General features: G+C 72.7%; 20 protein-coding genes. 8 read left to right on the plus strand and 12 right to left on the minus strand.

Features of this window, described 5'->3' with window-relative positions; genetic code table 11:
• Positions 1-74: 74 nt before the first annotated feature.
• The 3 genes from OHA55_RS28600 to OHA55_RS28610 form a co-directional block, all read right to left on the minus strand.
• A complete protein-coding gene (locus OHA55_RS28600; protein WP_266711726.1) occupies positions 75-713 on the minus strand; it encodes a hypothetical protein in 639 nt (212 codons plus the stop codon).
• Positions 710-1,612: a MerR family transcriptional regulator gene (locus OHA55_RS28605; RefSeq protein ID WP_266711728.1), complete on the minus strand. Its 903-nt coding sequence runs from the start codon at positions 1,610-1,612 to the stop codon at positions 710-712. Before OHA55_RS28605 ends, OHA55_RS28600 begins: the two co-directional genes overlap by 4 nt.
• Before the next feature lie 111 nt (positions 1,613-1,723).
• A complete protein-coding gene (locus OHA55_RS28610; RefSeq protein ID WP_266711730.1) occupies positions 1,724-3,505 on the minus strand; it encodes a 3-hydroxyacyl-CoA dehydrogenase family protein in 1,782 nt (593 codons plus the stop codon).
• A 398-nt stretch (positions 3,506-3,903) separates the two neighbouring features.
• On the opposite strand from OHA55_RS28610, the gene OHA55_RS28615 reads away from it, so the two are divergent.
• Positions 3,904-4,620 carry an adenylosuccinate lyase gene (locus OHA55_RS28615; protein ID WP_323180508.1) on the plus strand — a complete coding sequence of 239 codons (717 nt, stop codon included), beginning with the start codon at positions 3,904-3,906 and terminating at the stop codon, positions 4,618-4,620.
• Here OHA55_RS28615 and OHA55_RS28620 read toward each other — a convergent pair.
• The 3 genes from OHA55_RS28620 to OHA55_RS28630 form a co-directional block, all read right to left on the minus strand.
• Positions 4,592-5,188, minus strand: a complete 597-nt coding sequence (locus tag OHA55_RS28620; RefSeq protein WP_266711732.1) for a GNAT family N-acetyltransferase — start codon at positions 5,186-5,188, stop codon at positions 4,592-4,594. The two genes, OHA55_RS28615 and OHA55_RS28620, sit on opposite strands and share 29 nt — an antisense overlap.
• A 54-nt stretch (positions 5,189-5,242) precedes the next feature.
• Positions 5,243-6,838 carry an alpha/beta hydrolase gene (locus OHA55_RS28625; RefSeq protein ID WP_266711734.1) on the minus strand — a complete coding sequence of 532 codons (1,596 nt, stop codon included), beginning with the start codon at positions 6,836-6,838 and terminating at the stop codon, positions 5,243-5,245.
• A gap of 192 nt (positions 6,839-7,030) precedes the next feature.
• A complete protein-coding gene (locus OHA55_RS28630; protein WP_266711736.1) occupies positions 7,031-7,369 on the minus strand; it encodes a helix-turn-helix transcriptional regulator in 339 nt (112 codons plus the stop codon).
• 241 nt (positions 7,370-7,610) lie between these two features.
• Here OHA55_RS28630 and OHA55_RS28635 point away from each other — a divergent pair, with 241 nt between their 5' ends.
• Positions 7,611-9,032, plus strand: a complete 1,422-nt coding sequence (locus tag OHA55_RS28635) for an MFS transporter (RefSeq protein ID WP_266711738.1) — start codon at positions 7,611-7,613, stop codon at positions 9,030-9,032.
• A 22-nt stretch (positions 9,033-9,054) separates the two neighbouring features.
• Here the strand turns inward: OHA55_RS28635 and OHA55_RS28640 are convergent, their stop codons facing one another.
• The gene (locus tag OHA55_RS28640) at positions 9,055-10,176 is read right to left on the minus strand and encodes an Rv2578c family radical SAM protein (protein ID WP_266711740.1); all 1,122 of its coding nucleotides are present in this window, start codon (positions 10,174-10,176) and stop codon (positions 9,055-9,057) included.
• A 220-nt stretch (positions 10,177-10,396) separates the two neighbouring features.
• Between OHA55_RS28640 and OHA55_RS28645 the strand changes: the two genes are divergently transcribed.
• Both OHA55_RS28645 and OHA55_RS28650 read left to right on the plus strand, forming a co-directional pair.
• Positions 10,397-10,849, plus strand: a complete 453-nt coding sequence (locus tag OHA55_RS28645) for an SRPBCC family protein (RefSeq protein WP_266711742.1) — start codon at positions 10,397-10,399, stop codon at positions 10,847-10,849.
• A gap of 256 nt (positions 10,850-11,105) precedes the next feature.
• Positions 11,106-13,646, plus strand: coding sequence for an MFS transporter (locus tag OHA55_RS28650; protein ID WP_266711744.1), 2,541 nt, complete (start codon positions 11,106-11,108; stop codon positions 13,644-13,646).
• A 31-nt stretch (positions 13,647-13,677) separates the two neighbouring features.
• On the opposite strand, the gene OHA55_RS28655 is transcribed toward OHA55_RS28650, so the two are convergent.
• Positions 13,678-14,604: a LysR family transcriptional regulator gene (locus OHA55_RS28655; protein ID WP_266711746.1), complete on the minus strand. Its 927-nt coding sequence runs from the start codon at positions 14,602-14,604 to the stop codon at positions 13,678-13,680.
• 166 nt (positions 14,605-14,770) lie between these two features.
• Between OHA55_RS28655 and OHA55_RS28660 the strand changes: the two genes are divergently transcribed.
• Positions 14,771-15,772: an aldo/keto reductase gene (locus tag OHA55_RS28660; protein ID WP_266711748.1), complete on the plus strand. Its 1,002-nt coding sequence runs from the start codon at positions 14,771-14,773 to the stop codon at positions 15,770-15,772.
• 57 nt (positions 15,773-15,829) lie between these two features.
• Here OHA55_RS28660 and OHA55_RS28665 read toward each other — a convergent pair whose 3' ends face one another.
• The 3 genes from OHA55_RS28665 to OHA55_RS28675 all read right to left on the minus strand — a co-directional run bounded on the left by OHA55_RS28665 (position 15,830) and on the right by OHA55_RS28675 (position 18,997).
• The gene (locus OHA55_RS28665; protein ID WP_266711750.1) at positions 15,830-16,912 is read right to left on the minus strand and encodes a magnesium and cobalt transport protein CorA; all 1,083 of its coding nucleotides are present in this window, start codon (positions 16,910-16,912) and stop codon (positions 15,830-15,832) included.
• A 152-nt stretch (positions 16,913-17,064) separates the two neighbouring features.
• The gene (locus tag OHA55_RS28670; protein WP_266711752.1) at positions 17,065-17,517 is read right to left on the minus strand and encodes a VOC family protein; all 453 of its coding nucleotides are present in this window, start codon (positions 17,515-17,517) and stop codon (positions 17,065-17,067) included.
• 124 nt (positions 17,518-17,641) lie between these two features.
• Entirely contained in the window at positions 17,642-18,997 is a 1,356-nt protein-coding gene (locus OHA55_RS28675) for a M64 family metallopeptidase (RefSeq protein ID WP_266711754.1), read from the minus strand.
• 447 nt (positions 18,998-19,444) lie between these two features.
• Between OHA55_RS28675 and OHA55_RS28680 the strand changes: the two genes are divergently transcribed.
• On the plus strand, positions 19,445-20,308 hold the full coding sequence (locus OHA55_RS28680; protein WP_266711756.1) for a metallophosphoesterase: 864 nt from the start codon (positions 19,445-19,447) through the stop codon (positions 20,306-20,308).
• A 151-nt stretch (positions 20,309-20,459) separates the two neighbouring features.
• Here OHA55_RS28680 and OHA55_RS28685 read toward each other — a convergent pair whose 3' ends face one another.
• On the minus strand, positions 20,460-21,134 hold the full coding sequence (locus OHA55_RS28685) for an MSMEG_1061 family FMN-dependent PPOX-type flavoprotein (RefSeq protein WP_266711758.1): 675 nt from the start codon (positions 21,132-21,134) through the stop codon (positions 20,460-20,462).
• 243 nt (positions 21,135-21,377) lie between these two features.
• Here OHA55_RS28685 and OHA55_RS28690 point away from each other — a divergent pair, with 243 nt between their 5' ends.
• The gene (locus tag OHA55_RS28690; RefSeq protein WP_266711760.1) at positions 21,378-22,211 is read left to right on the plus strand and encodes a M55 family metallopeptidase; all 834 of its coding nucleotides are present in this window, start codon (positions 21,378-21,380) and stop codon (positions 22,209-22,211) included.
• Positions 22,204-23,547 (plus strand): M20/M25/M40 family metallo-hydrolase, encoded by a 1,344-nt coding sequence (locus OHA55_RS28695; RefSeq protein WP_266711762.1) that lies wholly within the window; start codon positions 22,204-22,206, stop codon positions 23,545-23,547. Before OHA55_RS28690 ends, OHA55_RS28695 begins: the two co-directional genes overlap by 8 nt.
• Positions 23,548-23,549 lie beyond the last annotated feature (2 nt).

A 23,549-nucleotide genomic window follows, 5' to 3' on the forward strand; every position in this document is an offset into this window, starting at 1 on the left:
CTTCATGAGCCGATCAAGGTCCTTCGTCACGGCCGGACACCGTAGGAGGCCCGCGTCCGGCCGCCTCCCACCGCTCACGGACCAGGGGCGACCACGGTCGCGGCGGACGGGCTGCCGCCCGCCCTCAGGGCCGCGACCGCGGACACCGGGTCGTCGGCGTAGAAGCGGAAGGCTCTGGCCTCGGCCCTCCGGCCCAGGACCCGCGTGTACCGCAGCGGCCCGGTGAGCTCCACGGTGACCGTGGTCTGCCCTCCGACGGCGATGCCGGCGGTGCCGTTCCCGTCCACCGAGGCCGGCCTTCCGCCGGGGAACCGCCGTTCCGTCCGGACGGAGGCCACCCGCTCGGCCGGGATACGGATGTCCAGCAGGGTCCCGTAGCGCAGGCGCAGCGAGCCGTCCGCCCCGATCACGTGCGGACACACCACGCAGGAGGCGTGCAGGGCCAGGAGAAGGCAGCAGCCCCAGAGGTCGAGGACGAGCGCGACGGCGTGCACCACCGGCCAGGGGATCACGACGGCGAAGGCGACGGTCTCGACCACGGAGACGAAGAGCAGGCCGTACATGGTCGCCGACTGGGCGGGCGCGTACGCAACGGGGTGATCGCCCTCGCCCACGCCCTGCGGGCCGCGACGGGTAGCCCAGCGCCACAGACCGGCCGCGAGGGCCGCCTGGTGGCCGGTCACCCGGCGCACGGCCGCCCGTAGCGCCCTCACTCCGCACCCTCCCCGGCCCCGATCTGTCCGGCCTTGCTCTCTCCGGTGGTGCTCCCTCCGGCCGCGCGGTCCCCAGCCGTACGCTCTCCGGCCGCGCGCTCCCCGAGCAGTTCGACGGCGCGGCGTACGGCCGCCGCCTGCGCGGGAGGGAACTCGGCGAAGAGGACATCGGCGAGACCGCTCTCCGCACCCGGCCCACTCCTTGCCTCCGGCGCGGTGAACGCCCGCACCACATCGTCCGGGATGCTTCCGGCGATGGCCCGGGCGGCCTCTTCCACCAGCGGATCGTCCTCGTCCGCCCCCGCCAGAGCCTCCACGCGCTCGTACACCGCGTGAGCGCGCCGCATGGCCTCGGCGTCCGCGCTCAGGCTCCGTCCCATGGCGTGCAGCAGGGCGTGGAGCCGGTCCCGGTCGGCGTCCGGCGAGCCGGTCTCCACGAGGGCCAGCAGTTCCCTCTCCCTGGCTGCCATGGCCGGTTCGGGTCCGGGCAGTCGCGCCGACGCGCGGGCCATGTCGTCGAAGAAGGCGGCGAGCTCCGGGGAGACCGGGGCCTCGGCGGGCAGCCGGCCGGTCCGTTCGGCCTGTTCCAGCAGCCGGCCCAGCCGGACGCGCCGCTGCCGGATGGCCTCCTCCTGGCGTGCCAGGTCGGCGTCCAGTTCGGCGAGGATTTCCACGGGGTCCCTGCCCTTGTCGTCCGCGAGGACGTCCCCGACCTCGTCGAGGCTGAGGCCGAGCTCGGTCAGCCGGCGGACGCGGGCCAGCTCGACGGCATCGCTCAGCGTGTAGTCGCGGTAGCCGTTGGGCTGCCGGGGCGGCTCGGGCAGCAGCCCGATGCGGTGGTAGTGCCGCACGGCGCGGGTCGTGACACCGACGATGCCGGCGAGCTCTCCGATTCTCATGGATCCAGTAGAAACGTTGACGCCACGACAAGGTCAAGCCGTCCGGGGAAGCCCCCTGATGGCGGGCCGCCCGCACGGGGCCGGGCCGCCCACCACCGGGGGACACCGCGGTCAGCGCCGGGTGTGCTCGCGGAATCCGCGCCCCGTCTTGCGGCCCAGGCACCCCGCCGCGACCAGGTGTTCCAGCAGCGGCGCCGGGGCCAGGCCCGGGTCGCGGAACTCCTGGTGCAGCACCTTCTCGATGGCGAGGGAGACGTCCAGCCCGACCACGTCCAACAGCTCGAACGGGCCCATCGGGTAGCCGCCGCCGAGCTTCATCGCGGCGTCGATGTCGTCCAGCGTCGCGTAGTGCTCCTCGACCATCTTGATCGCGTTGTTGAGGTACGGGAAGAGCAGCGCGTTCACGATGAAGCCGGCCCGGTCGCCGCAGTCCACCGGGTGCTTGCGCACCTTGGCGCAGACCTCCCGCACGGTGGCGTGCACGTCGTCGGCGGTCAGCACCGTGCGGACCACCTCGACGAGCTTCATCGCGGGCGCCGGGTTGAAGAAGTGCATCCCGACCACGTCCTGGGGGCGCGACGTCGCCCGCGCGACGGAGACCACCGGCAGCGAGGACGTGGTGGTGGCGAGCACCGCGCCCGGCTTGCAGACCTTGTCCAGGGTCGCGAAGAGCTGCTGTTTGACCAGCAGATCCTCGGCGACCGCCTCCACGGCGAGATCCACCTCGGCGAACGCGTCCAGCGAACCGGCCGCGGTGATCCGGGCGAGCGTCTCGTCCCGGGCCTCCGCGGTCAGCCGCCCCTTGGCGACCGAGCGGTCCAGGGACGTGGCGATCCGGCCCTTCGCGGCATCCGCCTTCTCCTGGGTCCGGGCCGCGAGCACCACCGCGTACCCGGCCTTCGCGAAGACCTCGGCGATGCCCGACGCCATGGTGCCCGAGCCCGCCACCCCGACCGCGGTGACCGGGCGCCCGGGGACCCGGGCCGCGTCCTCGCCCGGGGTGAGCGCGTCCGGGACCACGTCCTGGCTGCCCGGCGCCGCGTACGCGTAGAAGCCGCGGCCCGCCTTGCGGCCGGTCAGCCCGGCCTCGCTGAGCTGGCCGAGGACCGGGGCCGGCGCGTGCAGCCGGTCGTGCGAGGCCGCGTACATCGCCTCCAGCACCGTGCGCGCGGTGTCGATGCCGATCAGGTCGAGGAGCGCCAGCGGCCCCATCGGGAGCCCGCAGCCGAGCCGCATCGCCGCGTCGATGTCCTCGCGGGAGGCGTAGTTCGCCTCGTACATGGCGGCGGCCTGGTTGAGGTAGCCGAAGAGCAGGCCGTCCGCCACGAACCCCGGGCGGTCACCGACCGCGACCGGCTCCTTGCCCAGCTCACGTGCCAGCGCGGTGACGGCCTCCACGGCGGGCGGGGCGGTCAGCACCGAGGAGACCACCTCCACGAGCTTCATCGCCGGTGCCGGATTGAAGAAGTGGAGCCCGAGCACCCGCTCCGGACGCTGCGACTCGGCGGCCAGCCGGGTCACCGACAGGGCGTTGGTACCGGTCGCCAGGATCGCGCCCGGCGCCACCACCGCGTCCAGCTCCCGGATCACCTGCTGCTTGATCTCGTACGACTCCGGCACCACCTCGATGACCAGCTCGGCGTCGGCGGCGGCCGACAGGTCGGAGAAGGTACGGAAACGGGCGAGGACGTCCTCGCGCTCCCGCTCGGAGAGGCGCTCACGGCTCACGGCGCGGGCGGTGGACGCCTCCAGCGAGGCGACCGCCCGGCGGGCCGCGGCCTGGTCGATGTCGATGCCGATGACCTCGCGGCCCGCACGGGCCAGGACCTCGGCGATGCCGGTGCCCATGGTGCCGAGGCCGACGACGGCGATGGTGGTGAACGGGGTGTCCATCACGGGACTCCAGGGTGAGTGACGACTGTGAGGGAGCACGGCGCGCACGAGGGGCGAAGGAACGCGCGCGTGCGGAAGGCGTGTCGAGGTGTACGGGGCCGGGCTGCCGGGGAACCGCGGGAAACACGTCCCGGGCCCGGAGAGGGGACGGACCCTGTCCCGGGTCGCGTCACACGGGGTATTCGCTGCTCGCGAAGACCGCCGAACCGACATGCACTCCGGGTGGCTGCGTCACCAGGCCACCGGAGCCTGCGGGGAGTGTGCCCCGCTCACATGAGACTAACCGGCGGGTAACGAGCGCGCCAGCCCGGAACCCTTGTGCTCTGGACCACAGTTGACCGTGTGTGCGAACGCCCGCACCCTCCGCACGGAGCGTGCCCGTGAATACGCTGAGCGTCATGGATGAAATGTCGAGATCGCTCACGGAACCGCCCGCCGGGTCGCTCACGGAACCACTCGCCGAGCCGCTCGCGGGGGCCCGCACCGGCCCGGGGGCGCAGTCATCCGCGCAGTCATCCGCGCAGTCACTCGCCGGGCCGCTCGCGCGGTCGCTCACGGACCGGCTCCGGGAGGAAGCGGGTGTGGCGGGGGAGGCGGAGTGCGCGCGGCTCGCCGCCACCGCCGACCGCGAAGAACTCGCCCGGGCGCTCGTGGAACCGGGCCGCCCCCTCTGGGCCCGGGAACTCGCCGCCTTCCGGCTCGGCTGCGCCGGGGACCGCCGGGCCTTCGAGGCCCTGGTGCTGCTGCTCAACCACCGCGACCCCGAGCGCTGCGCCGGCGCCGCCCACGCCCTCGCCGAACTGCGCGACCCGCGCACGCCCCGCGCGGCCGCCGCGCTCGCCACCAACCCGCTGCGCTCCGCGTACGCCCTCCACCCCGTGCGCCTGCTGACCGCGCTGCACGCCCCGGAGTCGGCTCCCGCCCTGATCGCCGCCCTGGAGGGGCTGCTGGCGTCCGGGAAGCCGCACCGGGAGGTGGCCCTGGCGTGCGTGGAGGGGCTCGGCCTGCTCGGCGACGAGCGGGCCCGGCCCGTCCTGGAGTCGGCGCTGGCACACCCCGGGCTCTCCGGCGCGGCCGCCGAGGCCCTCAGGGCGTGCCGGCCGCCGGCGGGGTGAGCGCGGTCACGTACCGGACCTCGGGAACCATCAGGCCGCCCGCGTCGAAGTCCTCCTCGGCCCCGTCCGGGGCGAAGCCCGCGCGCTCGTAGAAGCGGCGCGCCCCGGTGTTCTCCCGCAGCACCCAGAGCGCCAGCGTCGGGAAACCGTCCCCCGCCGCCCGTGCCATGACCTCGGCGAGGAGAGCGCCGCCCGTGCCCGTCCCCGTCCGGTCCGGCCGTACGTAGAGCGTGTACAGCTCACCGCCCTCGGTCCGGCGCCCGTCGTCCTCGCGGTAGGCGCCGTAGCAGGCCCAGCCGACGACCTCCGGCGCCGGCTGACCGGGCGGCCCGGTCACCGCCACCAGGTTCACCGCGCCGCCCGCGGCGAGCCGCTCGCGCCGGATCTCCGTCTCCCGGCCGACGTCCATCGCGTCCAGGTACGGCTGCGGCATCAGCCCGAGGTACGCGGACTGCCAGCCGCCCACCCGTATCGCCGCGACCGCCTCGCAGTCCTCGTCGGTCATCTCGCGCACGTGCGGGCCCGGGTCGGGCGCCGGGGCTGGTCCAGTGGTGTGCCGTGTCTCCATGACGGCCATCCTGGAGCACCCCCCGCGCCGGGATCGCGCCGGGCCCGCCGCGGGTCAGCCCCGGAAGCCGAGCAGACCGTGCAAGGTGCCGCCGCCGTTGCCCGAGGTGGTCCCGCTGTCGGTCGCGCGCAGCGCCTTCTCGGCGGGCAGCGGCATCGGGTCCGGGCGGGCCGCGCAGACCGCGTCGGGGCGTTCGCCGTCGGTCGCGGCCGGCAGGGCGCCGGTCGCCAGGTAGTCCGACAGGTAGGTGTCGAGACAGGTGTTGCCGCTCAGGGTGATGCCGTGGTTCCCGCCGCCCTGCTCCACGACCAGGCGGGAGTCCTTCAGCTTGCGGTGCATGCTCAGGCCGCCCTCGTACGGGGTGGCCGCGTCCTCGGTCGCCTGGAAGAGCAGCACCGGCGGCACCGCGTCGTTCGCGATCCGGACCGGGCTGAGCGGCTCCACCGGCCAGCTCGCGCACGGCGCGTTGTACCAGGTGTTGTTCCAGGTGATGAAGGGCGCCTTCGCGTCCACCGTCCGCGCGTCGTCGCGCCAGGTGGTCCAGTCCCGGGGCCAGGCGGCGTCGCGGCACTGGACCGCGGTGTAGACGGAGTAGCCGTTGCTGTCGTCGCCGGCCTCGCCGAAGCGTTCGTAGGCGGCGAGCAGCGCCTTCTCGTCGGCGTCGTTCACGTACGACGCGAACGCCTCGGCGAGGTGGGGCCAGTAGCCGTTGTAGTAGCCGCCGGGCAGGAAGGTGTCCTCCAGCTCCCCGGGGCCGACCTTGCCGCCGGCCGGCTTCCCGGCGACCGCCGCCCGCATCCGGTACCAGGCCGCCTCGACCGCCTCGGGGTCCGTACCGAGGCGGTACGTCGCGTCGTTCCTCGCCACCCAGGCGGCGAAGGCCTTGTGGCGTGCGTCGAAGGCGTAGTCCTGGGCGATGTTGTCCTCGTACCAGACACCCTCGGGATCCACGACGGAGTCGAGCACGAACCGCCGTACCCGGTCCGGGTGGAGCTGGGCGTAGACCGCGCCGAGGTAGGTGCCGTAGGAGTAGCCGAAGTAGTTGATCCGCCGGGCGCCGAGGGCTTCGCGGATCACGTCCAGGTCGTGGGCCGCGCTCACGGTGTCCATGTACGGCAGCAGGTCGCCGTACTTGCTTCCGCAGGCCCCGGCGAACGACTCCGCCCGGCCGCGGACCGTCCGCTCGGCGGCGGCGGACGCGGGCACCGACTCCGGGCGCACCGGCGCGAAGTAGCCGGGCACGCAGTCGAGTTTCGGGGTGCTCTTCCCGACCCCGCGCGGGTCGAAGCCGATCACGTCGTACTCGGCGGCGACCTTCGCGGGCAGTGCCGTGGACACGAATCCGGCCAGGTTCAGGCCGCTGCCGCCGGGGCCGCCCGGGTTGACCAGCAGCGGCCCCTGGAAGGTCTTCGCGGTGTGCGGGACGCGGGTCAGAGCCAGCGTGACCAGGCGTTCGTCGGGGTGGGCGTGGTCGAGCGGGGCCCGGACCGTGGCGCACTGGAGCGTCGGCCGGGCGTCAGTGGCGCACGAGGTCCACTTCAGGGGCGCGGGCGCGGCGCCGGTGTCGGCTGTCGCGCGAGCGGGGACGCCGGTCACCAGACCGGCGACCACCGCACTCGCGGCGATCAGGATTCCTGCACGGTTCGTCATACGGCCTCCCGAGGCGAGGGATCGCGGCTGCTTCAGGGCGCAGCCTCGGCCGGATGCTCCCCGCGAACGGCGGGAGAGGGACGCGGCGCGGCCGGAGTTGACCCGTACGGGCGGCCGGGCGGCGTCACCCGGGCCCGCTCGGAGCACCCCGTCACCTTGGCCTGTGAGCAGGAGACCGGCGGTGGGAGGCCGTCAGTGCCGCGCTTCCCGGAGCGCCGCTGAGACGACCGCGTCGAGGAGGCCGGGGAAGGCGCGGTCCAGGTCCGCGCGGCGCAGGGTGTTCAGCTTCGTCGTGCCCTCGTAGTGCTGCCGGATGAGCCCGGCGCGGCGCAGGACCTTGAAGTGGTGGCTGCTGGTGGACCTCGTGACGTCGATGTCGAAGGTCCCGCACGCCATGTCCCGCTCCGAGACGGCGAGTTGCCGGACGATGCTGCGCCGTACGGGGTCGACCAGCGCCTCCAGCACGTCCTGGAGCGTCATGTCCTCGGCGGCGACGTGGTCGGCGATGCGCTCGTCCGTCTCTGCGGTCACGTGGCCGGCCCTCCTTGCATTCGAACGCGGCAGCTCATCCTACGGCAGCTCGGAAGTTCGATGGCTGTCAAGTTTGATGTCTGTCAAGTTTGACGCTTGTGAAGTTTGATGCCCATCGACATACTCGTCTCCATGAGCGCGGGAGATTCCCCCGTCGTGCTCCCGGCCGCCTGTGCGTACGCCCGCGCGACCGTCTGTGCGACCGGGTTTCCCCCGCCGAGTCCACCCTGAGGAGAGAACGATGCCCACGCCCGGAACCGACGCCCTGTCGCCCCCTGCCGGGGTCGCGCCCGTCCGGAGCGGGGCGTCGCCGGGGCTGCGGCTGACCGCCCTCGCCGCCGGCTTCGTCATGGCGACGCTGGACGTGACCGTGGTCAACGTGGCCGGCCCGGCGGTCCAGGAGGACCTGCACGCCTCGCTGTCCGAGCTCACGTGGATCGTGGACGGCTACGTGCTGGTCTTCGGCTCGTTACTTCTGCTGGGCGGTGGCCTCGCGAACCGCCTCGGTGCGAAGAAGGTCTACCTGTGGGGCATGGCCGTCTTCTTCGTCGCCTCGCTCGGCTGCGCGCTCGCACCGGATGCCGCGTCCCTGGTCGTCGCACGCCTCGTGCAGGGTGTGGGTGCGGCCCTCTTCATGCCGAGCTCGCTCTCGCTGCTGGTGCTCTCGTTCCCCGGGAAGCGCGAGCGGACCCGCATGCTGGGCCTGTGGTCCGCGATCGTGGCCACCTCGGCGGGACTGGGCCCGAGCGTCGGCGGTCTGCTGGTCGGCGCGTTCGGGTGGCGGAGCATCTTCCTCCTCAATCTGCCCGTCGGCATCGCCGGCATCCTGCTGACCGTGCGCTTCGTCACCGCTACCGAGGTCCGGCCCGTCCGGCTGGCCGTCCCCGGCCATGTCCTGTGGATCGCGGCGCTCGCCGCACTGAGCTTCGCGCTCATCGAGGGGCCGCGCCTCGGCTGGGCGGCCGGCGCGCTGCTGGTCTCGTACGCGGTGCTCGCCGTTTCGGGCGGGGCGCTGGTGGCGCGCGAGCGACGGGCCACGCATCCGGTCATGCCGTGGAGCCTTTTCCGCCGGGCGGGCTTCTCCGGTGCGAACCTGGTCGGTTTCCTCTTCAACTTCGGGCTGTACGGCGGCATGTTCATGTTCGCGCTCTACCTGCAGCGGTCCCGGGGGGACGGTCCGCTCAGGGCGGGGCTGGAAATGCTGCCCATGACCGTCTGCATTCCGATGGCCAACCTCGTCTACGCGCGTGTCTCGGCGCGCTTCTCCAACGGGGCCCTGCTGACCCTCTGTCTCCTGGTCGCCGGTGCCGCGTCCGCGAGCATGAGCGAAGTCTCCGCCTCGACGCCCTACTGGGTGGTGGCCCTGGGTGTCGGCGTCGCCAACCTCGGCGCGGGCATCGTCTCTCCGGGGATGACCGCGGCGCTCGTGGACTCCGCCGGACCCGAGAACGCCAACGTGGCCGGCTCCGTCCTCAACGCCAACCGGCAGATCGGGACCCTGGTCGGCGTCGCCGTCATGAGCGTGGTGCTCGCCGCGGTCCCGGACTGGGACCGAGGGCCGGGGGTCTGCTTCCTGCTGGTGGGGGTCGCGTACATCGCCGCGGCCGCCTGCGCCTGGCAGCTGATCACCCGGTCCGAACGCCGTGAGGCCGCCACGGTCTGAGGTGTCCCGGCCCCGCGGAGCCTCAGAGGAGCGTGAGCTGGGTGGGCCCCGTCGCAGCCCCGGCGGCCCCGGCCGAGCCGTGGGCCGGCGGTTCGGGCGGGGCGATCCGCCGGGCGGCACCCCGGGTGGGCGGGCCGATGCCGAACTCGGCGGCGATCTCGTGCACCTGCCGGGTGATCTGCCGCTGGTACCAGTGCGGGGCGTACGAACCGCCGGCGTACATCCGCTCGTACCGCGCGACGAGGTGCGGGTGGTGGCGGCCCAGCCACGCCATGAACCACTCCCGGGCGCCCGCCCGCAGATGCAGCACGAGCGGGGTCACCGAGGTGGCGCCCGCCTCGGCGACGGCCCGGACCGTGGCCCGCAGCTGGTCGGGGCGGTCGCCGAGGAACGGGATGACGGGGGCCATCAGGACCGCGCACCCGATGCCCGCCTCCGTCAGGGTGCGAACGGCGTCCAGCCGGCGTTCGGGAGCCGGGGTGCCGGGTTCCACCGTGCGCCAGAGCTCGCGGTCGACGAAGCCCACCGAGACGCAGACGCCGACCTCGGTCACCGCGGCGGCCTGCCGCAGCAGATCCAGATCGCGCAGGATCAGGGTGCCCTTGGTCAGGATCGAGAACGGGTTGGCGTGGTCGCGCAGGGCGCCGATGATCCCCGGCATCAGGCCGTATCGGCCCTCCGCGCGCTGGTAGCAGTCGACGTTGGTGCCCATCGCGAGGTGGTCACCGCGCCAGCGCGGTGAGGCCAGTTCGCGCCGGAGCAGTTCCACCGCGTTGATCTTGACGACGATCTGCGAGTCGAAACCGGCCCCGGTGTCCAGATCCAGATAGCTGTGCGTCTTGCGGGCGAAGCAGTACACACACGCGTGGCTGCAGCCCCGGTAGGGGTTGAGCGTCCATTCGAACGGCATCCGGGAGGCCCCGGGCACCCGGTTCACGAGGGAGCGGGCGCGGATCTCGTGGAAGGTCATCCCGCGGAACTCCGGGGTGTCGAAGACGCGCTTCGTCACCGCGTCGGCGGCGAAGAGCGCGGCGGGGGGCCCGCTCGCGGCCGCCGGTCCGGCGTCTCCTTCGCCGGCGGTGTCCCCGGCAGCCGCGGTGTTCTCGGTGGTCGCGGCGTTCTCGGCCAGGTGGTCCCAGCGCATCGGCACCTCCTCGGTGGCTCGATTTCGACAATAGAACATTTGTTCCCATGATCGTGCGGAGTGCCCTTCCGGAGAGGGTCCGGACGACTTTCGGGCCAGTTCGTGGCCGGTAAGGGAGGGCGCGATCCGCCAGGAGGTTCACCGGCCCGATTTTGAGCGGACCCTCCCGGAGTGGTTGGCTCAGCTCGCCCCCCATCAACCGAGTGCTGGAGGAACAGCCATGGCGCAGGTCGAGGCCACGACGGAGCGGACCATCGCGGCGGACGCGGAGACGGTGTTCGACGCGCTGGCCGACTACAAGGAGGTGCGGGGCAAGGTGCTGCCCGGACACTTCAGCGAGTACGAGGTCCGCGAGGGCGGCGACGGGGAGGGCACCCTCGTCCACTGGAAGCTCCAGGCCACAGCCAAGCGGGTGCGCGACTGCCTCCTGGAGGTGACCGAGCCGACCGACGGCCAGCTGGTCGAGAAGGACCGCAACTCCTCCATGGTCACCACCTGGACCGTCACCCCCGCCGGGGAAGGCCGCTCCAAGGCGGTCGTCTCCACCGTCTGGAACGGCGCCGGCGGCATCGGCGGCTTCTTCGAGCGGACCTTCGCCCCCAAGGGGCTCGCCCGCATCTACGACGAGCTGCTCCAGAACCTCGCCGGCGAGGTCGAGAAGAGCGCGAAGTAGGTTCCGTCGCCGGACGGTGAGCCCACCGCCACCGTCCGTGCGCCGGTCGCGTTCCCCCGCACCCCGCCCGCCACTCGGCGCATCCGACGCCTCACCGGAACGAGTGGTTTTCCAGGGCAACCTGTTGTGCGCCCCGCGCCGCTCTCACCGGCGGATACGCCTGTGCGCGGGCCGTCCGCGGTGCCCGAAGTCGTTTGCCCCTCCTTGCTGCCCGATGCGAGAAATGTGCGGCGCAGTGCGACGAGGGGAGCGTTCCGTGGTGGGTGGCAGCACGCTGGTCGAGGGCGGACCGGACGGGTCGGGGGACCGGGAGGACGAGGCCGGGCACCCGGCCGTGATCCCTCCGGACGACGCCCCGACCGAGGAGATCCCCGTACGGGCCGGGACCTTCGCACGCAAGGAACCCGCCGCGCCCGGACCGCCGGCCGCCGACGGCGAGGTGAACGCCCGTCAGGTCCGGACGGTCTTCCTCGGGCTCATGCTCACCCTGCTGCTCGCCGCCCTCGACCAGATGATCGTGGCCACCGCCCTGCCGAAGATCGTCGGCGAGCTGCACGGACTCGACAAGATGTCCTGGGCGGTCACCGCCTACCTGCTGGCGTCCACGATCGTGCTGCCGCTCTACGGCAAACTCGGCGACCTCTTCGGGCGCAAGGGCGTCTTCCAGTTCGCGATCGTCGTCTTCGTCGTCGGCTCAGCCCTCGCGGGCTGGTCGCGCACCATGGACCAGCTGATCGCCTTCCGCGCCCTCCAGGGCATCGGCGGCGGCGGACTGATGATCGGCGTCCAGGCGATCATCGCGGACATCGTGCCGCCCCGGCAGCGCGGCCGGTACATGGGGCTCATCGGCGCGGTCTTCGGGCTGGCGTCCGTGGCCGGCCCGCTCCTCGGCGGCTTCTTCACCGACCACGTCTCCTGGCGCTGGTGCTTCTACATCAACGTGCCGTTCGGACTGGCGACCCTCGCCGTCATCGCCGTCGTGCTCAAGCTGCCCCGGCCCAGGGTCCGCCCGAAACTCGACGTACTGGGCGCCGCGCTGCTCGCCGTCGCCTCCACCTGCCTGGTGCTGCTGACCAGCTGGGGCGGTACCGAGTACGCCTGGGGATCGCGGACCATCGTGTTGCTCGCCGTGGGAGCGGTCGTCACCGCGGTGCTCTTCGTCGTCGTCGAGTCCCGGGCAGCAGAACCGATCATTCCCTTGCGGCTCTTCCGCGACTCGGTCTTCAACGTCAGCGGGCTCGTCGGCGCCGTCATCGGCGTGGCGCTGTTCGGCGCGGCGAGCTACCTGCCGACCTACCTCCAGATGGTCGACGGCGTGAGCGCCACCGAATCCGGGCTGCTGATGCTCCCGATGATGGGCGGCATCGTCGGTGCCTCCGTCGTATCCGGGCAGATGATCTCCCGCTCGGGCCGCTACCGGATCCACCCGATCGTCGGCGGCGCCCTCTCGGCGATCGGCATGTGGCTGCTCTCCCGGCTGGAACTCGGAACCTCCCGGCTGGAGTACAGCTTCGCCCAAGCCGTGCTGGGCGTCGGGATCGGGCTCGTCATGCCGGTACTGGTGCTCGCGGTGCAGAACTCCGTACGCCCCACCGACCTGGGCACGGCCACCAGTGCCAACAACTACTTCCGGCAGATCGGCGGCAGCGTCGGGGCGGCCATCTTCGGGACGCTCTTCGCCGGACGCCTCGCCGACGCCCTGGCCGTCCGCCTGCCCACCGGCGCCGGGCTGCCCGACGCGAAGTCCGTCACCCCGCAGCTGATCCGCACGCTCGACCCGGCCCTGCGCGACGCGTACATCCAGGCGTACGTGGACGCGATGCCGCGGATCTTCCTCTACCTGGTGCCGGTCCTGCTGACCGGTCTCGCCCTCGCCTTCTTCCTCAAGGAGAAACCCCTGGTGTCCCACCACACCCCCGAAGCCGCCGCCGAACCCGCCGAGATCCCCGCCGCCCGTACCGTCCCCGCCGCCGGTTCCGTGCCCGCCGCCGTCCCCGTACCCGTGCCCGCCGTCCCGCCCGTGGTGGTCGCCCACGTCGCCGGAGTACCGGTACGCGGCCGTGTCCAGCACCAGGACGGGACCACCGTCCCCCGGGCGGCCCTCACCCTCATCGACGTCCAGGGACACCAGGTGGGCCGGGGTGCCAGCGACGGAGAGGGGCGTTACGCGCTGAGCGTGCCCGGCTCCGGCAGCTACGTCCTGATCGCCGCGGCGGGAGGGCACCAGCCGCAGGCCGTCAGCGTCACCGTCGGCGAGCGGCCGGTCCAGCTCGACATCGTGCTCGGCGGCGCGGGCCGCCTCGCCGGCCGGGTCCTCACCCCGGACGGCTCCCCGGTCCGCGAGGCGACCGTCACCCTCACCGACGTGCGCGGTGAGGTGGTCGCCTCCACCCGTACCGGCCACGAGGGCGGTTACGTCATCGGGGAGCTGGTCGCGGGCGAGTACACCCTCGCCGCCAGCGCCGCCGCCTTCCGGCCGGCCGCGCTCCCGGTCAGCGTGCAGGCCGCCCGCGAGACCCGCCAGGACATCGAGCTGGCGGGCGGCGCGGTGCTGCGCGGAGTCGTACGCGCCTCCGGCGGCCGGCTCGTCGAGGACGCCCGGGTCACCCTGCTCGACGCGGCGGGCAATGTCGTCGACACCCTCACCACCGGCCCGGACGGCGCGTTCCGCTTCGTGGACCTCTCGACCGGCGAGTACACGGTGATCGCGGCCGGCTACCCGCCGGTGGCCACCGTGCTCCAGGTCGCCGGCGGCGGGCGCACCGAGCGCGACCTCCAACTCGGACACGAGGACTGACGGCCGGGGCGGGGTGCGGGCTCCCGGTCCGTCAGTCCTCGCCCCGCTCCCGCGCCGACGTCACCAGGGAGACCAGGGCCCGGGCCCCCGGGCTCGTCGCCCGCTGCGGCGGGAGCACCACCACGCTCTCGTACCGCACAGGTCGCGGCCCGGCCCCCGGGCCGGCCGCCTGCGGCGCCACCAGATCCAGGGCCACCAGCCGGGCCGCCTCCGGCTTGCGCGCGAAGTGGCGCGGGACGACAGCGATGCCCAGCCCCTCCTGGACCAGCTCCAGCAGGCTGTGCACGTCGTTCACCTCCAGGGCCACCGTCCGGCGCACCCCGGCCGCGGCGAACGCCGCGTCGGCGGCCCGCCGGGGCCCCCAGTCCGGGTGGAAGTCGATGAACGACTCCTCGGGCAGCGCACCCCACTCGACCCCGGGCAGCCCGGCGAACCGGTGCCCGGCGGCGCACAGCACCACCATCTCCTCGGTGGCCAGCGGGATCAGCTCCCCACGCCACTCCAGCGGGGAGACCGTCGCCGCGAACGCCAGGTCGAGCCGCCCGTCCGCGACCCCGTCCAGCAGGCTCATCGTGCCCTCCTGGCGGAGCCGGATCTCCATGTGCGGGTGCTCCCGGTGGAACGCCGCCAGCAGCCGGGCCGGGCTGACCCCCGCCACGCACTGCTCGACCCCCACCGTCAGCGTGCCGCGCAGCAGCCCCCGTACGGCGTCCACCGCGTCCCTCGCCGCACGGGCCCCGGCGAGCGTCCGCACCGCCTCCACCAGCAGCGCCCGCCCCGCCTCGGTGAGCCGCACCGACCGGGTCGTACGGCTGAACAGCGGCGTCCGCAGCTCCTGCTCCAGCGCCCGCACGGACGCCGACAGACCCGACTGGGACACCGCGAGCCGCTCGGCGGCCCGGGTGAAGTGCTGCTCCTCCGCGACGGTGACGAAGTGCTCCAGCTGACGCAATTCCATGATTCATCAATCTAGACGATGAATCCCAGAGGTGTTTCCCGTTGGACTGCTGGATCTTTCTCCGTCAGCCTGGAGGCGGACCCCCACCGCGGACACCCGCCGCGGAAGGATCCCCCGGCACCCCGGACCGGAGTGCCCCGTCCGACGACCTCGCGGAGTTTTTCGTATGTACCTTCCGTCCGCCGACCGCTACTCCGCCATGCCCTACCGGCGCACCGGGCGCAGCGGCCTCCTGCTGCCCGCGCTCTCCCTCGGCCTGTGGCACAACTTCGGTGGCGACCGGACGCCGGACACCCAGGCCGCCATCCTGCGCCGGGCGTTCGACCTCGGTGTCACCCACTTCGACCTGGCGAACAACTACGGCCCGCCGCCCGGCTCCGCCGAGATCAGCCTCGGCCGCTCGCTCGCCACGGACTTCGTGGGGCTGCGCGACGAGCTGATCATCTCCACCAAGGCCGGCTACCTGATGGGCCCGGGCCCGTACGGCGAGTGGGGTTCCCGCAAGAACCTGCTCTCCTCGCTCGACCAGAGCCTCGGGCGGATGGGCCTGGAGTACGTCGACATCTTCTACTCCCACCGTCCCGACCCGGAGACCCCGATGGAGGAGACGATGGGGGCGCTCGACACCGCCGTCCGCTCCGGCCGGGCGCTCTACGCGGGCATCTCCAACTACTCGCCCGAGCAGACCCGCGAGGCCGCGGCCATCCTCAAGGACCTGGGCACCCCGCTCCTCATCCACCAGCCGCGCTACTCGATGCTCGACCGCTGGGTGGAGGACGGCCTCCTGGACACCCTGGACGAGGTGGGAGCCGGCTCCATCGCGTACTCCCCGCTCGCCCAGGGCATGCTGTCCGACCGTTACCTCGACGGCATCCCGGAGGGCTCCCGGGCGGCGGGCTCCAGCCCGTTCCTGACCCCGGACGCGGTCACCCCCGCGCTGGTGGAGAAGCTGCGGGCGCTCGACGCGGTGGCCAAGGAGCGCGGCCAGTCGCTCGCCCAGCTGGCGCTCTCCTGGGTGCTGCGCGGCGGCCGGGTCACCTCGGCGCTGGTGGGCGCCAGCAGCGTCGCCCAGCTGGAGAACAGCGTGGAGGCCAGCCGCAACCTGGACTTCGACGCGGACGAGCTCGCCCTCATCGAGTCCATCCTCACGGGCTCCGAAGCGGCCTGACGGACCGCTGACGGGCCGACGGACCGCTGACGGGCCGACGGACCGCTGACGGTCCGTTCAGAGCCAGCCGTTGCGCCGGAAGCCCCGGTGGATCGCGAAGCACGCCAGGGCCATCAGCCCCAGTGCGAACGGGTATCCGTAGGTCCACCGGAGCTCCGGCATGTGCGAGAAGTTCATCCCGTACATGCCGCACACCATCGTCGGTACGGCGACTATCGCGGCCCACGCGGTGATCTTGCGCATGTCCTCGTTCTGCCCGACCGTCACCTGCGCGAGATGGGCCTGGAGGACCGAGTCGAGCAGGGAGTCGAAGGAGGCCAACTGCTCGTTCAGCCGGCTCAGATGGCCCGCGACATCGCGGAAGTACGGCTGTATCTCCAGCGGCACGGTCGGCATGGGGCGGGTCGCGAGCGTGTGCAGCGGGCGGTCGAGCGGGGCGACCGCCCGCTTGAACTCCAGCAGTTCACGCTTCAGCTGGTAGATCCGGCCCGCCTCACCGCGTCCGGCGTCCACGCTGAACACGGCGGTCTCCACCGCGTCGATGTCGCGCTGCACGGCGTCGGCGACGTCCAGGTAGGCGTCGACCATCCGGTCCGCCACGGCGTGCAGCACGGCGGCCGGCCCCTGCCGCAGCCGGTCCGGGTCGGACTCCAGGGCCTCGCGCAGCGGGCCGAGCGAACCGTGACTGCCGTGCCGCACCGTGATCACGAAATCGTCCCCCGTGAAGACCATCAGCTCGCCGGTGTCCACCACGTCGCTGGTGGCGGTGAACTGCTCGTGGTCGACGTAACCGCACGTCCGGAAGACCGCGAACAGCCCCTTCCCGTACGGCTCGGCCTTCGGGTGCTGGTGTCCGCGCAGCGCGCTCTCCACCGCCACCGGGTGGAGGTCGAACAGCGCTGCCACGCGGGCGAGTTCCTCCTGGTCCGGCTCGTGGAGCCCGAGCCAGACGAAGCCGCGCCCGGAGCGCCGGACCCGGCGCAGAGCCTCCTCCGGCGAACCGGTCAGGGGCTGCCGGACGCCGTCCTCGTACGAGACGCAGTTCACGACGGAACTGCCGAGCGGGGAGCGGGCCGGGTGGCTCAGGTCGACCGTGCGGTGGATCGCACGGCTCATCGCCCGGCGGATGGAACGGATCATCGGCACAGCGGCCCCCTCGGCATGGAATACGCGCGGCCAGTTTGCCACTTGACTGGTGCGTTTTCCCAGGCCGACCGTGGTCCCGGGTGAGGAGAGGAGACGCGGGAACGGCCGGACGCGAAAGGCCGGACAGGGCGTCGGGGCGTCCGGGGTTACGCCGCGCAGAACTCGTTGCCCTCGGGGTCCCGCATGATCCACCAATGCCCGGCCGGTCCCTTGTCGACCTCGCGGACCGGGGTGGCGCCGAGCTCCTGGAGCCGCTCGACCAGTGGGCCGAGGCCGCCGGGTCCGCCGTGGATGTCGACGTGCAGACGGTTCTTGCCGGACTTCTCCTCGGGAACGTCCTGGAAGAGCAGCCGCCGCCCGCCGCCCATGCCGCTGGTCTCGTCGAACGGGTCGTCGGGGTGGCGGATCGCGGCGTAGCCGCGGAAGGTCTTGCGGCCGTCGCGCTCGGTGACCGCGTCCTCGGCGAGCTGTCCGGCGGCCAGCAGCCGCGTGATGAGCGGGCTCGGGTCCTCCACCACGTAGCCCAGCGCGGCGGCCCAGAAATCGGCGAGAACCGGCGCGTCCCTGCTGTCGATGACGAGCTTCCAGTGCAGTGCCATGACTCCACTCTCCCGCATCCTCGCGGTCCGCGAGAGTCCGGCGGTCCGGGGAGCGGTGCGGAACCCGTCGGAAGGCGGTGCGAGGGGTGGGCCGCTCCCCGCGCGGGAGCGGCCCACCCCTGGGTCAGGAGGTCACCGACCAGGTCAGGGTGTCGGTCGCGGCGGTCTTCGCCTTCGGGTCGCGCAGCGAGTCCGTGGTGTCCGTGACGCGCGCCATGAGGGTGTGGGTGCGCCCGTCCGCGGTGACGCCGAGCTGCCCGGGCACCACGCTCGTCAGGCCCTTGGCCTGCGTGACCTCGGTGCCGTCGACGTACCACCGCAGGTCGAGCCGGGAAAGGCCGGCCGCCAGAGCGGCGACGTTCACGGTGACCGTCTGGCCGCGGCTCACGGTGGTGGCGGTGGTGGCCGCGGTGAGGGACGAGGCGTACCGGTAGAAGCCGCTGATCATGGCTTCCCGGCCCGGCAGGTTGAACTTGTCCGTGGAGAGCGACCGCATCAGGGAGTCCGCGGTGGGCCGGTAGACGCCCAGCGGATAGTACGAACTGCCCGTGTACGTACCGACGGTGCCGCCGGAGGGGTCGCTCTCGCCGAGCCAGCGGTACCACTTCGCCTGGGCGGAGGTCAGCTGCGCGGCGGTGCGGACGGTGGAGTTGGGCTCGACCGGCTCCGCTCCGGTGTACGTGCCGTAGCTGTCGTACGTGTACTCGTCGGCGAGCAGGCCGATCGAGTGGCCTATCTCGTGCGCGGCGATCAGGCTGGACTGGCTGTTGTCGGACGAGAGGGTGGAGACCCCGGCGAAGGGATAGGAGGAGCCGAGCCCCGAGTAGCCGGCGCCGCCGTACTTCGTGGAGTTGGAGACCACGACGACGAGATCGGCCGCGGGGGCCTTCGCCGCGTACGACTTGACCTTGGCGAGGTCCACGCAGATGAGCCGTTCGGTGCTGGAGCACCAGAAGTACGAGCCGAGCGCGGTGTTCTTCACCACGCCCGCCGAGGGGTCGCCGGAGATGCCGGACTGGGCCGAAACGGCCCCGACCGCCCACACGTTGAACAGTCCCGTGTAGCTCCGGTAGGGCTCGACGGCGGTGACCTCCGCCCACCGGGCGCGGGCGTCGGCGAGGAAGTCGGCCTGCTGGTCGGCGGTGTAGCCGTCGCCGATGATCGCCACGTCCATGCGGGCGGAGCTCGGGCCGGTCTGGGAGAGGACGGTGACCGCGCCGTCGGTGGCCGCCGCGGCGTCGGCGGATCGCGCCGCCGAGGACGCCGCGGGAGCGGAGGCCGAGTACGGCGACGTGGCGGGCACCTGGACGCGTCGGCCCTCGGCCGCGGGGCCGGGAAAGTACTCGGCCTGAACGGTGGGTTCCTGCTTCGGTGACGGGGCGGGAGCGTTGCTCGCCGCGGCCGTACCGGTCGTGACGGCGAGCGCGGCGACGAGTGCCAGTCCGGCGGCGACCGCGGTCATGCGCATGCGTGGGCGCACGGGATCTCCTTCATGGGGGTGGGCCCGCGTTCCGGCGGTGGGGCGCGGGTGACGCGGGTGGTGGGGGAGGCGCCGTGCGGGGTCGCGATCTCAGGAGTAAGCAAGTGGGTAAATATGATTAAGCGTTCGATGAAGCTAGGGGTTCCCGAGGCCTCTGGCAAGAGGGGGAAGAGAAGTTGACGGTGTGCCGGATGCGCGGCACCCGGAGCCGTGCCGTCCGTACAGGGCCGCCCGAGACGTTCGAACCGTGCCGACACGCCAGTTGGGGGTTACACCGGGCATGCGGACGTGTCAGCCTTTGACCGTCTCCGCACGCACGGCACCCGCACGCGCAGAACCGGCACGCACGACACCCGCGAGTGCCGACCGCCCGCATGTACCGGCACCCGCACGCGCCGGCACCCGCACGTACCGTCTCCGCACCGGGAGGCGACGAGAGGATGAGCAGTGCCGCAGATCTCGGGCAACCTCCTGGCCATCAGCGACCTCCATGTCGGCCACCCGGAGAACCGGAGGATCGTCGCCGGCCTCCGGCCGGAGACGGAGGAGGACTGGCTGCTGGTCGCCGGGGACGTCGGGGAGATGTCCGAGGACATCGACTGGGCCCTCACCACCCTCGCGTCGAACTTCGCCAAAGTCGTCTGGGCGCCGGGCAACCACGAGCTGTGGACGCCCCCGAAGGACCCCCTGCGGCTGCGCGGCACGGAGCGGTACGAGCACCTCGTGGAACTCTGCCGGAGCCTCGGGATCGTCACGCCGGAGGACCCCTACCCGGTCTGGCGGGGGCCTGGCGGGCCCGTGACCGTCGCCCCGCTCTTCCTGCTGTACGACTACACCTTCCGCACCCACGCCGGGCTCAGCCGCGAGGAGGCGCTGGCCGCCGCCCACGAGGCGGGCGTGGTCTGCACCGACGAGTACCTGCTGCACCCGGACCCGTACGAGAGCCGCCACGCCTGGTGCGAGGCGCGGGTACGCCTGACCGAGGAGCGGCTCGGCGCGCTCGACCCGGACATGCCGCTCGTCCTGGTCAACCACTATCCGCTCGTCCGCACCCCCATGGACGTGCTGCGCTACCCAGAGTTCGCCCTCTGGTGCGGCACGGAACGGACGGCCGACTGGCACCGCCGCTTCCCCGTCGCCGCGATGGTCTACGGGCACCTCCACATCCCCCGGTCCACCGTGTACGACGGGGTCCCCTTCGAGGAGGTCTCCGTCGGCTACCCGCGCGAGTGGCAGCGGCCCGGGCACCCCCGCACCGTGCCACCCCGCCGCATCCGCCCGGTCGTCCCGGCGGTACGCGGAGAACGGTGAGGCGTGGCGGGTCCCGCCGGGAGCACCGCCGTCGGGCCCGCGTCCACGCCCCGCGAGGCCCCCGCGCCCCGGCCACGCTCCCTCGGACACCTTCCCGCGCAGGGACCCGCGACCGGTTGCCGGGCCGGCCGGTGCTCCGGTGCCCCGCCCGTCACTCGTACCGGTACTTCAACGACTCCGCCTCGGTCCGCTCGATGTCGGCGATCGTCAGCTCCGGCATCCGCAACTGGGCCAGCGTCACCTCGGCCGAGGCGGGCTGGGCGTCCGCCGGCAACCACTGTTCGGGCTTCCAGGCCCCGCTGCGCAGCAACGACTTGGGGCAGTGCGGGTAGACCTCCTCGATCCCCAGCACCAGCGCACTGGCGGGCGGCTTTCCCACCGCGGTCAACTGCTCCAGCAGCTCCGGGCGGGTGGAGACGACGGCGCGGCCGTTCACCCTCAGGGTGGTCGTCCGCCCGGGGACGACGAACAGCAGGCCGGCCCGCCCGGTGGCGATGATGTTCTCCAGGGTGTCGAGCCGTTTGTTGCCGGTCGCGTCCGGTATCGCCACCGTCCGCGCGTCCAGGACGGAGACGAACCCTGCGGGGCCGCCGCGCGGAGAGACGTCGCAGTTGCCCTCGGCGTCCGCGCTGGCGATCAGCACCAGCGAGGAACAGCCGATCAACTTCCTGGTCTGTTCGGTGAGTTCGGTCATCTGCTTGCGCACGGCCGCGGCGCTGGGAAGTGCGTACACCTCGCGCAGCGCCTCGCGGTCCCGTACGGCGTCCAGGCGGAGCGAGTCGAACGCACTGTCCGTCGCGCTGTCCACAAGGGGTCTTGTTGTCATGCCTGTGACCCTAAGGGGCGGTTTCCCGTACGACTCCGGCCGGTGGGCACGCGCGCCCGGAGACGGCGACCGGCCGCCGCCCCCGGTACCGGCCCCGCCGCCGTGACCCGGTTCGCCCCGGCCCCGGCGGACCGAGCGGTTCCGTTCCCCGCCGCCCCGCCCACCCCGTGAGCCGCCGCCCGTGCGACCCATCCCCCCCCATGCCGTGGTCCACGCGGACCGGGGCGCGTACCGTATGGCCGCATGAAGATCCTCATCAGCGCCGACATGGAGGGCGCGACGGGTGTGACCTGGCCGGGAGACGTCCTGCCCGGCACTCCCCAGTGGGAACGCTGCCGCCCCCTCTTCACCTCGGACGTGAACGCCGCGGCCCTCGGCTTCTTCGACGGGGGAGCCGACGAGGTCCTCGTCAACGAAGCCCACTGGAGCATGCGCAACCTGCTCCTGGAGCAGCTCGACGACCGCGTCGAGATGATCACCGGGCGGCACAAGACCCTCTCCATGGTCGAGGGGATCCAGCACGGGGACGTCGACGCGATCGCCTTCGTCGGCTACCACACGGGCGCCGGCACCGAGGGCGTCCTCGCCCACACCTACCTCGCCAACTCGATCACCGGCGTCTGGCTGAACGGCGTACGCGCCAGTGAGGGCCTGCTCAACGCGCACGTCGCCGCCGAGTACGGGGTTCCCGTCGTGCTGGTCACCGGCGACGACCTGACCTGCGTGGACGCCGACGGGTACGCCCCCGAGGCCCGCAAGGTCGCCGTCAAGGACCACGTGTCCCGTTACGCGGCGGTGTGCCGCACACCTGCCCGTACCGCCGCCGACATCCGCGCCGCCGCCGCCGAAGCCGCCCCGCTGGCCGTCCGGCACGAGCCCGTCACCGGGGGCACCTACACCGTGGAGCTGGAGTTCGACGCCGAGCACCTGGCCGGTGCCGCCACCGTCGTGCCCGGTGTGGCGCGGAGCGGCGAACGGCGCGTCGCCTACACCAGCGCGACGATGTACGAGGGAATTCGCACGTTCAAGGCGGTCACCACGATCGTGTCCGCCGCAGTGGAGGAACAGTATGGCTGAGTCGACCGCCCCGTCCCCTTCCGTGGACCAGCAGGCCCTGGACGAATCGGTGACGTTCACCTCGGAGCTCATCCGGATCGACACCACGAACAGTGGCGACGGCACCTGCCAGGAACGCCCTGCCGCCGAGTACGTCGCCGCACGCCTCGCGGACACAGGTCTGGAACCCGTCCTGCTGGAGCGCACCAAGGGCCGGACCAACGTGGTGGCGCGCATCGAGGGGACCGACCCGTCCGCCGACGCGCTCCTCGTCCACGGCCACCTCGACGTCGTCCCCGCCGAGGCCGCCGACTGGACCGTGCACCCGTTCTCCGGCGAGATCCGCGACGGCGTCGTCTGGGGGCGCGGCGCCGTCGACATGAAGAACATGGACGCGATGATCCTGGCGGTCGTCCGGGGCTGGGCCCGCGCCGGCATCCGCCCCCGCCGCGACATCGTGATCGCCTACACCGCCGACGAGGAGGCCAGCGCCGCCGACGGCTCCGGCTTCCTCGCCGAGGAGCACGCCGGCCTCTTCGAAGGCTGCACCGAGGGCATCAGCGAGTCCGGCGCCTTCACCTTCCACGCGGGCGACGGACTCTCCCTCTACCCGATCGCCGCCGGCGAACGCGGTACGGGCTGGGTGAGGCTCACCGCGCACGGCCGGGCCGGCCACGGCTCCAAGGTCAACCGCGACAACGCCGTGACCCGGCTCGCCGCCGCGGTCACCCGGATAGGCGAGTACACCTGGCCCGTCCGGCTGACCCCGACCGTACGGGCCGCGCTCACCGAGATCTCCGCACTCCACGGCCTGACCGTCGATCTCGACGCCCCCGGATTCGACGTCGACGAACTCCTCGGCAAGCTCGGCCCCGCCGCCGCGCTGATCGCGCCCACCGTCCGCAACAGCAGCAACCCGACCCAGCTGGACGCCGGATACAAGGTCAACGTCATCCCCGGCCACGCCACCGCCGTCGTCGACGGACGCGTGGTCCCCGGCGGCGAGGACGAGTTCCGCACCACCATGGACCTGCTCACCGGCCCCGGTGTCGACTGGGAGTTCATCCACCACGAGGTGCCGCTGACCGCCCCGGTGGACTCCCCGACCTTCGCCAAGCTGCGTGCCGCGGTGGAACTCTTCGACCCCGGCGCGCACGCCGTCCCGTACTCCATGTCGGGCGGCTCGGACGCCAAGCAGTTCTCGCGCCTCGGCATCACCGGCTACGGCTTCTCGCCGCTCAAGCTGCCGGTCGGATTCGACTACCAGGCGCTCTTCCACGGCGTCGACGAACGCGTTCCCGTGGACGCCCTGCACTACGGGGTCCGCGTCCTCGACCACTACCTGCGCAGCGCCTGACC

Source organism: Streptomyces sp. NBC_00102 (assembly GCF_026343115.1).
Lineage (GTDB): Bacteria > Actinomycetota > Actinomycetes > Streptomycetales > Streptomycetaceae > Streptomyces.

Bases quoted from the DNA above. Each gene is read 5' to 3' on its own strand.
- OHA55_RS28605 (WP_266711728.1), bottom strand. From the start codon at position 1,612: ATGAGAATCGGAGAGCTCGCCGGCATCGTCGGTGTCACGACCCGCGCC.
- OHA55_RS28610 (WP_266711730.1), bottom strand. From the start codon at position 3,505: ATGGACACCCCGTTCACCACCATCGCCGTCGTCGGCCTCGGCACCATG.
- OHA55_RS28615 (WP_323180508.1), top strand. From the start codon at position 3,904: ATGGATGAAATGTCGAGATCGCTCACGGAACCGCCCGCCGGGTCGCTC.
- OHA55_RS28620 (WP_266711732.1), bottom strand. From the start codon at position 5,188: ATGGAGACACGGCACACCACTGGACCAGCCCCGGCGCCCGACCCGGGC.
- OHA55_RS28625 (WP_266711734.1), bottom strand. From the start codon at position 6,838: ATGACGAACCGTGCAGGAATCCTGATCGCCGCGAGTGCGGTGGTCGCC.
- OHA55_RS28635 (WP_266711738.1), top strand. From the start codon at position 7,611: ATGCCCACGCCCGGAACCGACGCCCTGTCGCCCCCTGCCGGGGTCGCG.
- OHA55_RS28640 (WP_266711740.1), bottom strand. From the start codon at position 10,176: ATGCGCTGGGACCACCTGGCCGAGAACGCCGCGACCACCGAGAACACC.
- OHA55_RS28645 (WP_266711742.1), top strand. From the start codon at position 10,397: ATGGCGCAGGTCGAGGCCACGACGGAGCGGACCATCGCGGCGGACGCG.
- OHA55_RS28655 (WP_266711746.1), bottom strand. From the start codon at position 14,604: ATGGAATTGCGTCAGCTGGAGCACTTCGTCACCGTCGCGGAGGAGCAG.
- OHA55_RS28660 (WP_266711748.1), top strand. From the start codon at position 14,771: ATGTACCTTCCGTCCGCCGACCGCTACTCCGCCATGCCCTACCGGCGC.
- OHA55_RS28665 (WP_266711750.1), bottom strand. From the start codon at position 16,912: ATGATCCGTTCCATCCGCCGGGCGATGAGCCGTGCGATCCACCGCACG.
- OHA55_RS28670 (WP_266711752.1), bottom strand. From the start codon at position 17,517: ATGGCACTGCACTGGAAGCTCGTCATCGACAGCAGGGACGCGCCGGTT.
- OHA55_RS28685 (WP_266711758.1), bottom strand. From the start codon at position 21,134: ATGACAACAAGACCCCTTGTGGACAGCGCGACGGACAGTGCGTTCGAC.
- OHA55_RS28690 (WP_266711760.1), top strand. From the start codon at position 21,378: ATGAAGATCCTCATCAGCGCCGACATGGAGGGCGCGACGGGTGTGACC.
- OHA55_RS28695 (WP_266711762.1), top strand. From the start codon at position 22,204: ATGGCTGAGTCGACCGCCCCGTCCCCTTCCGTGGACCAGCAGGCCCTG.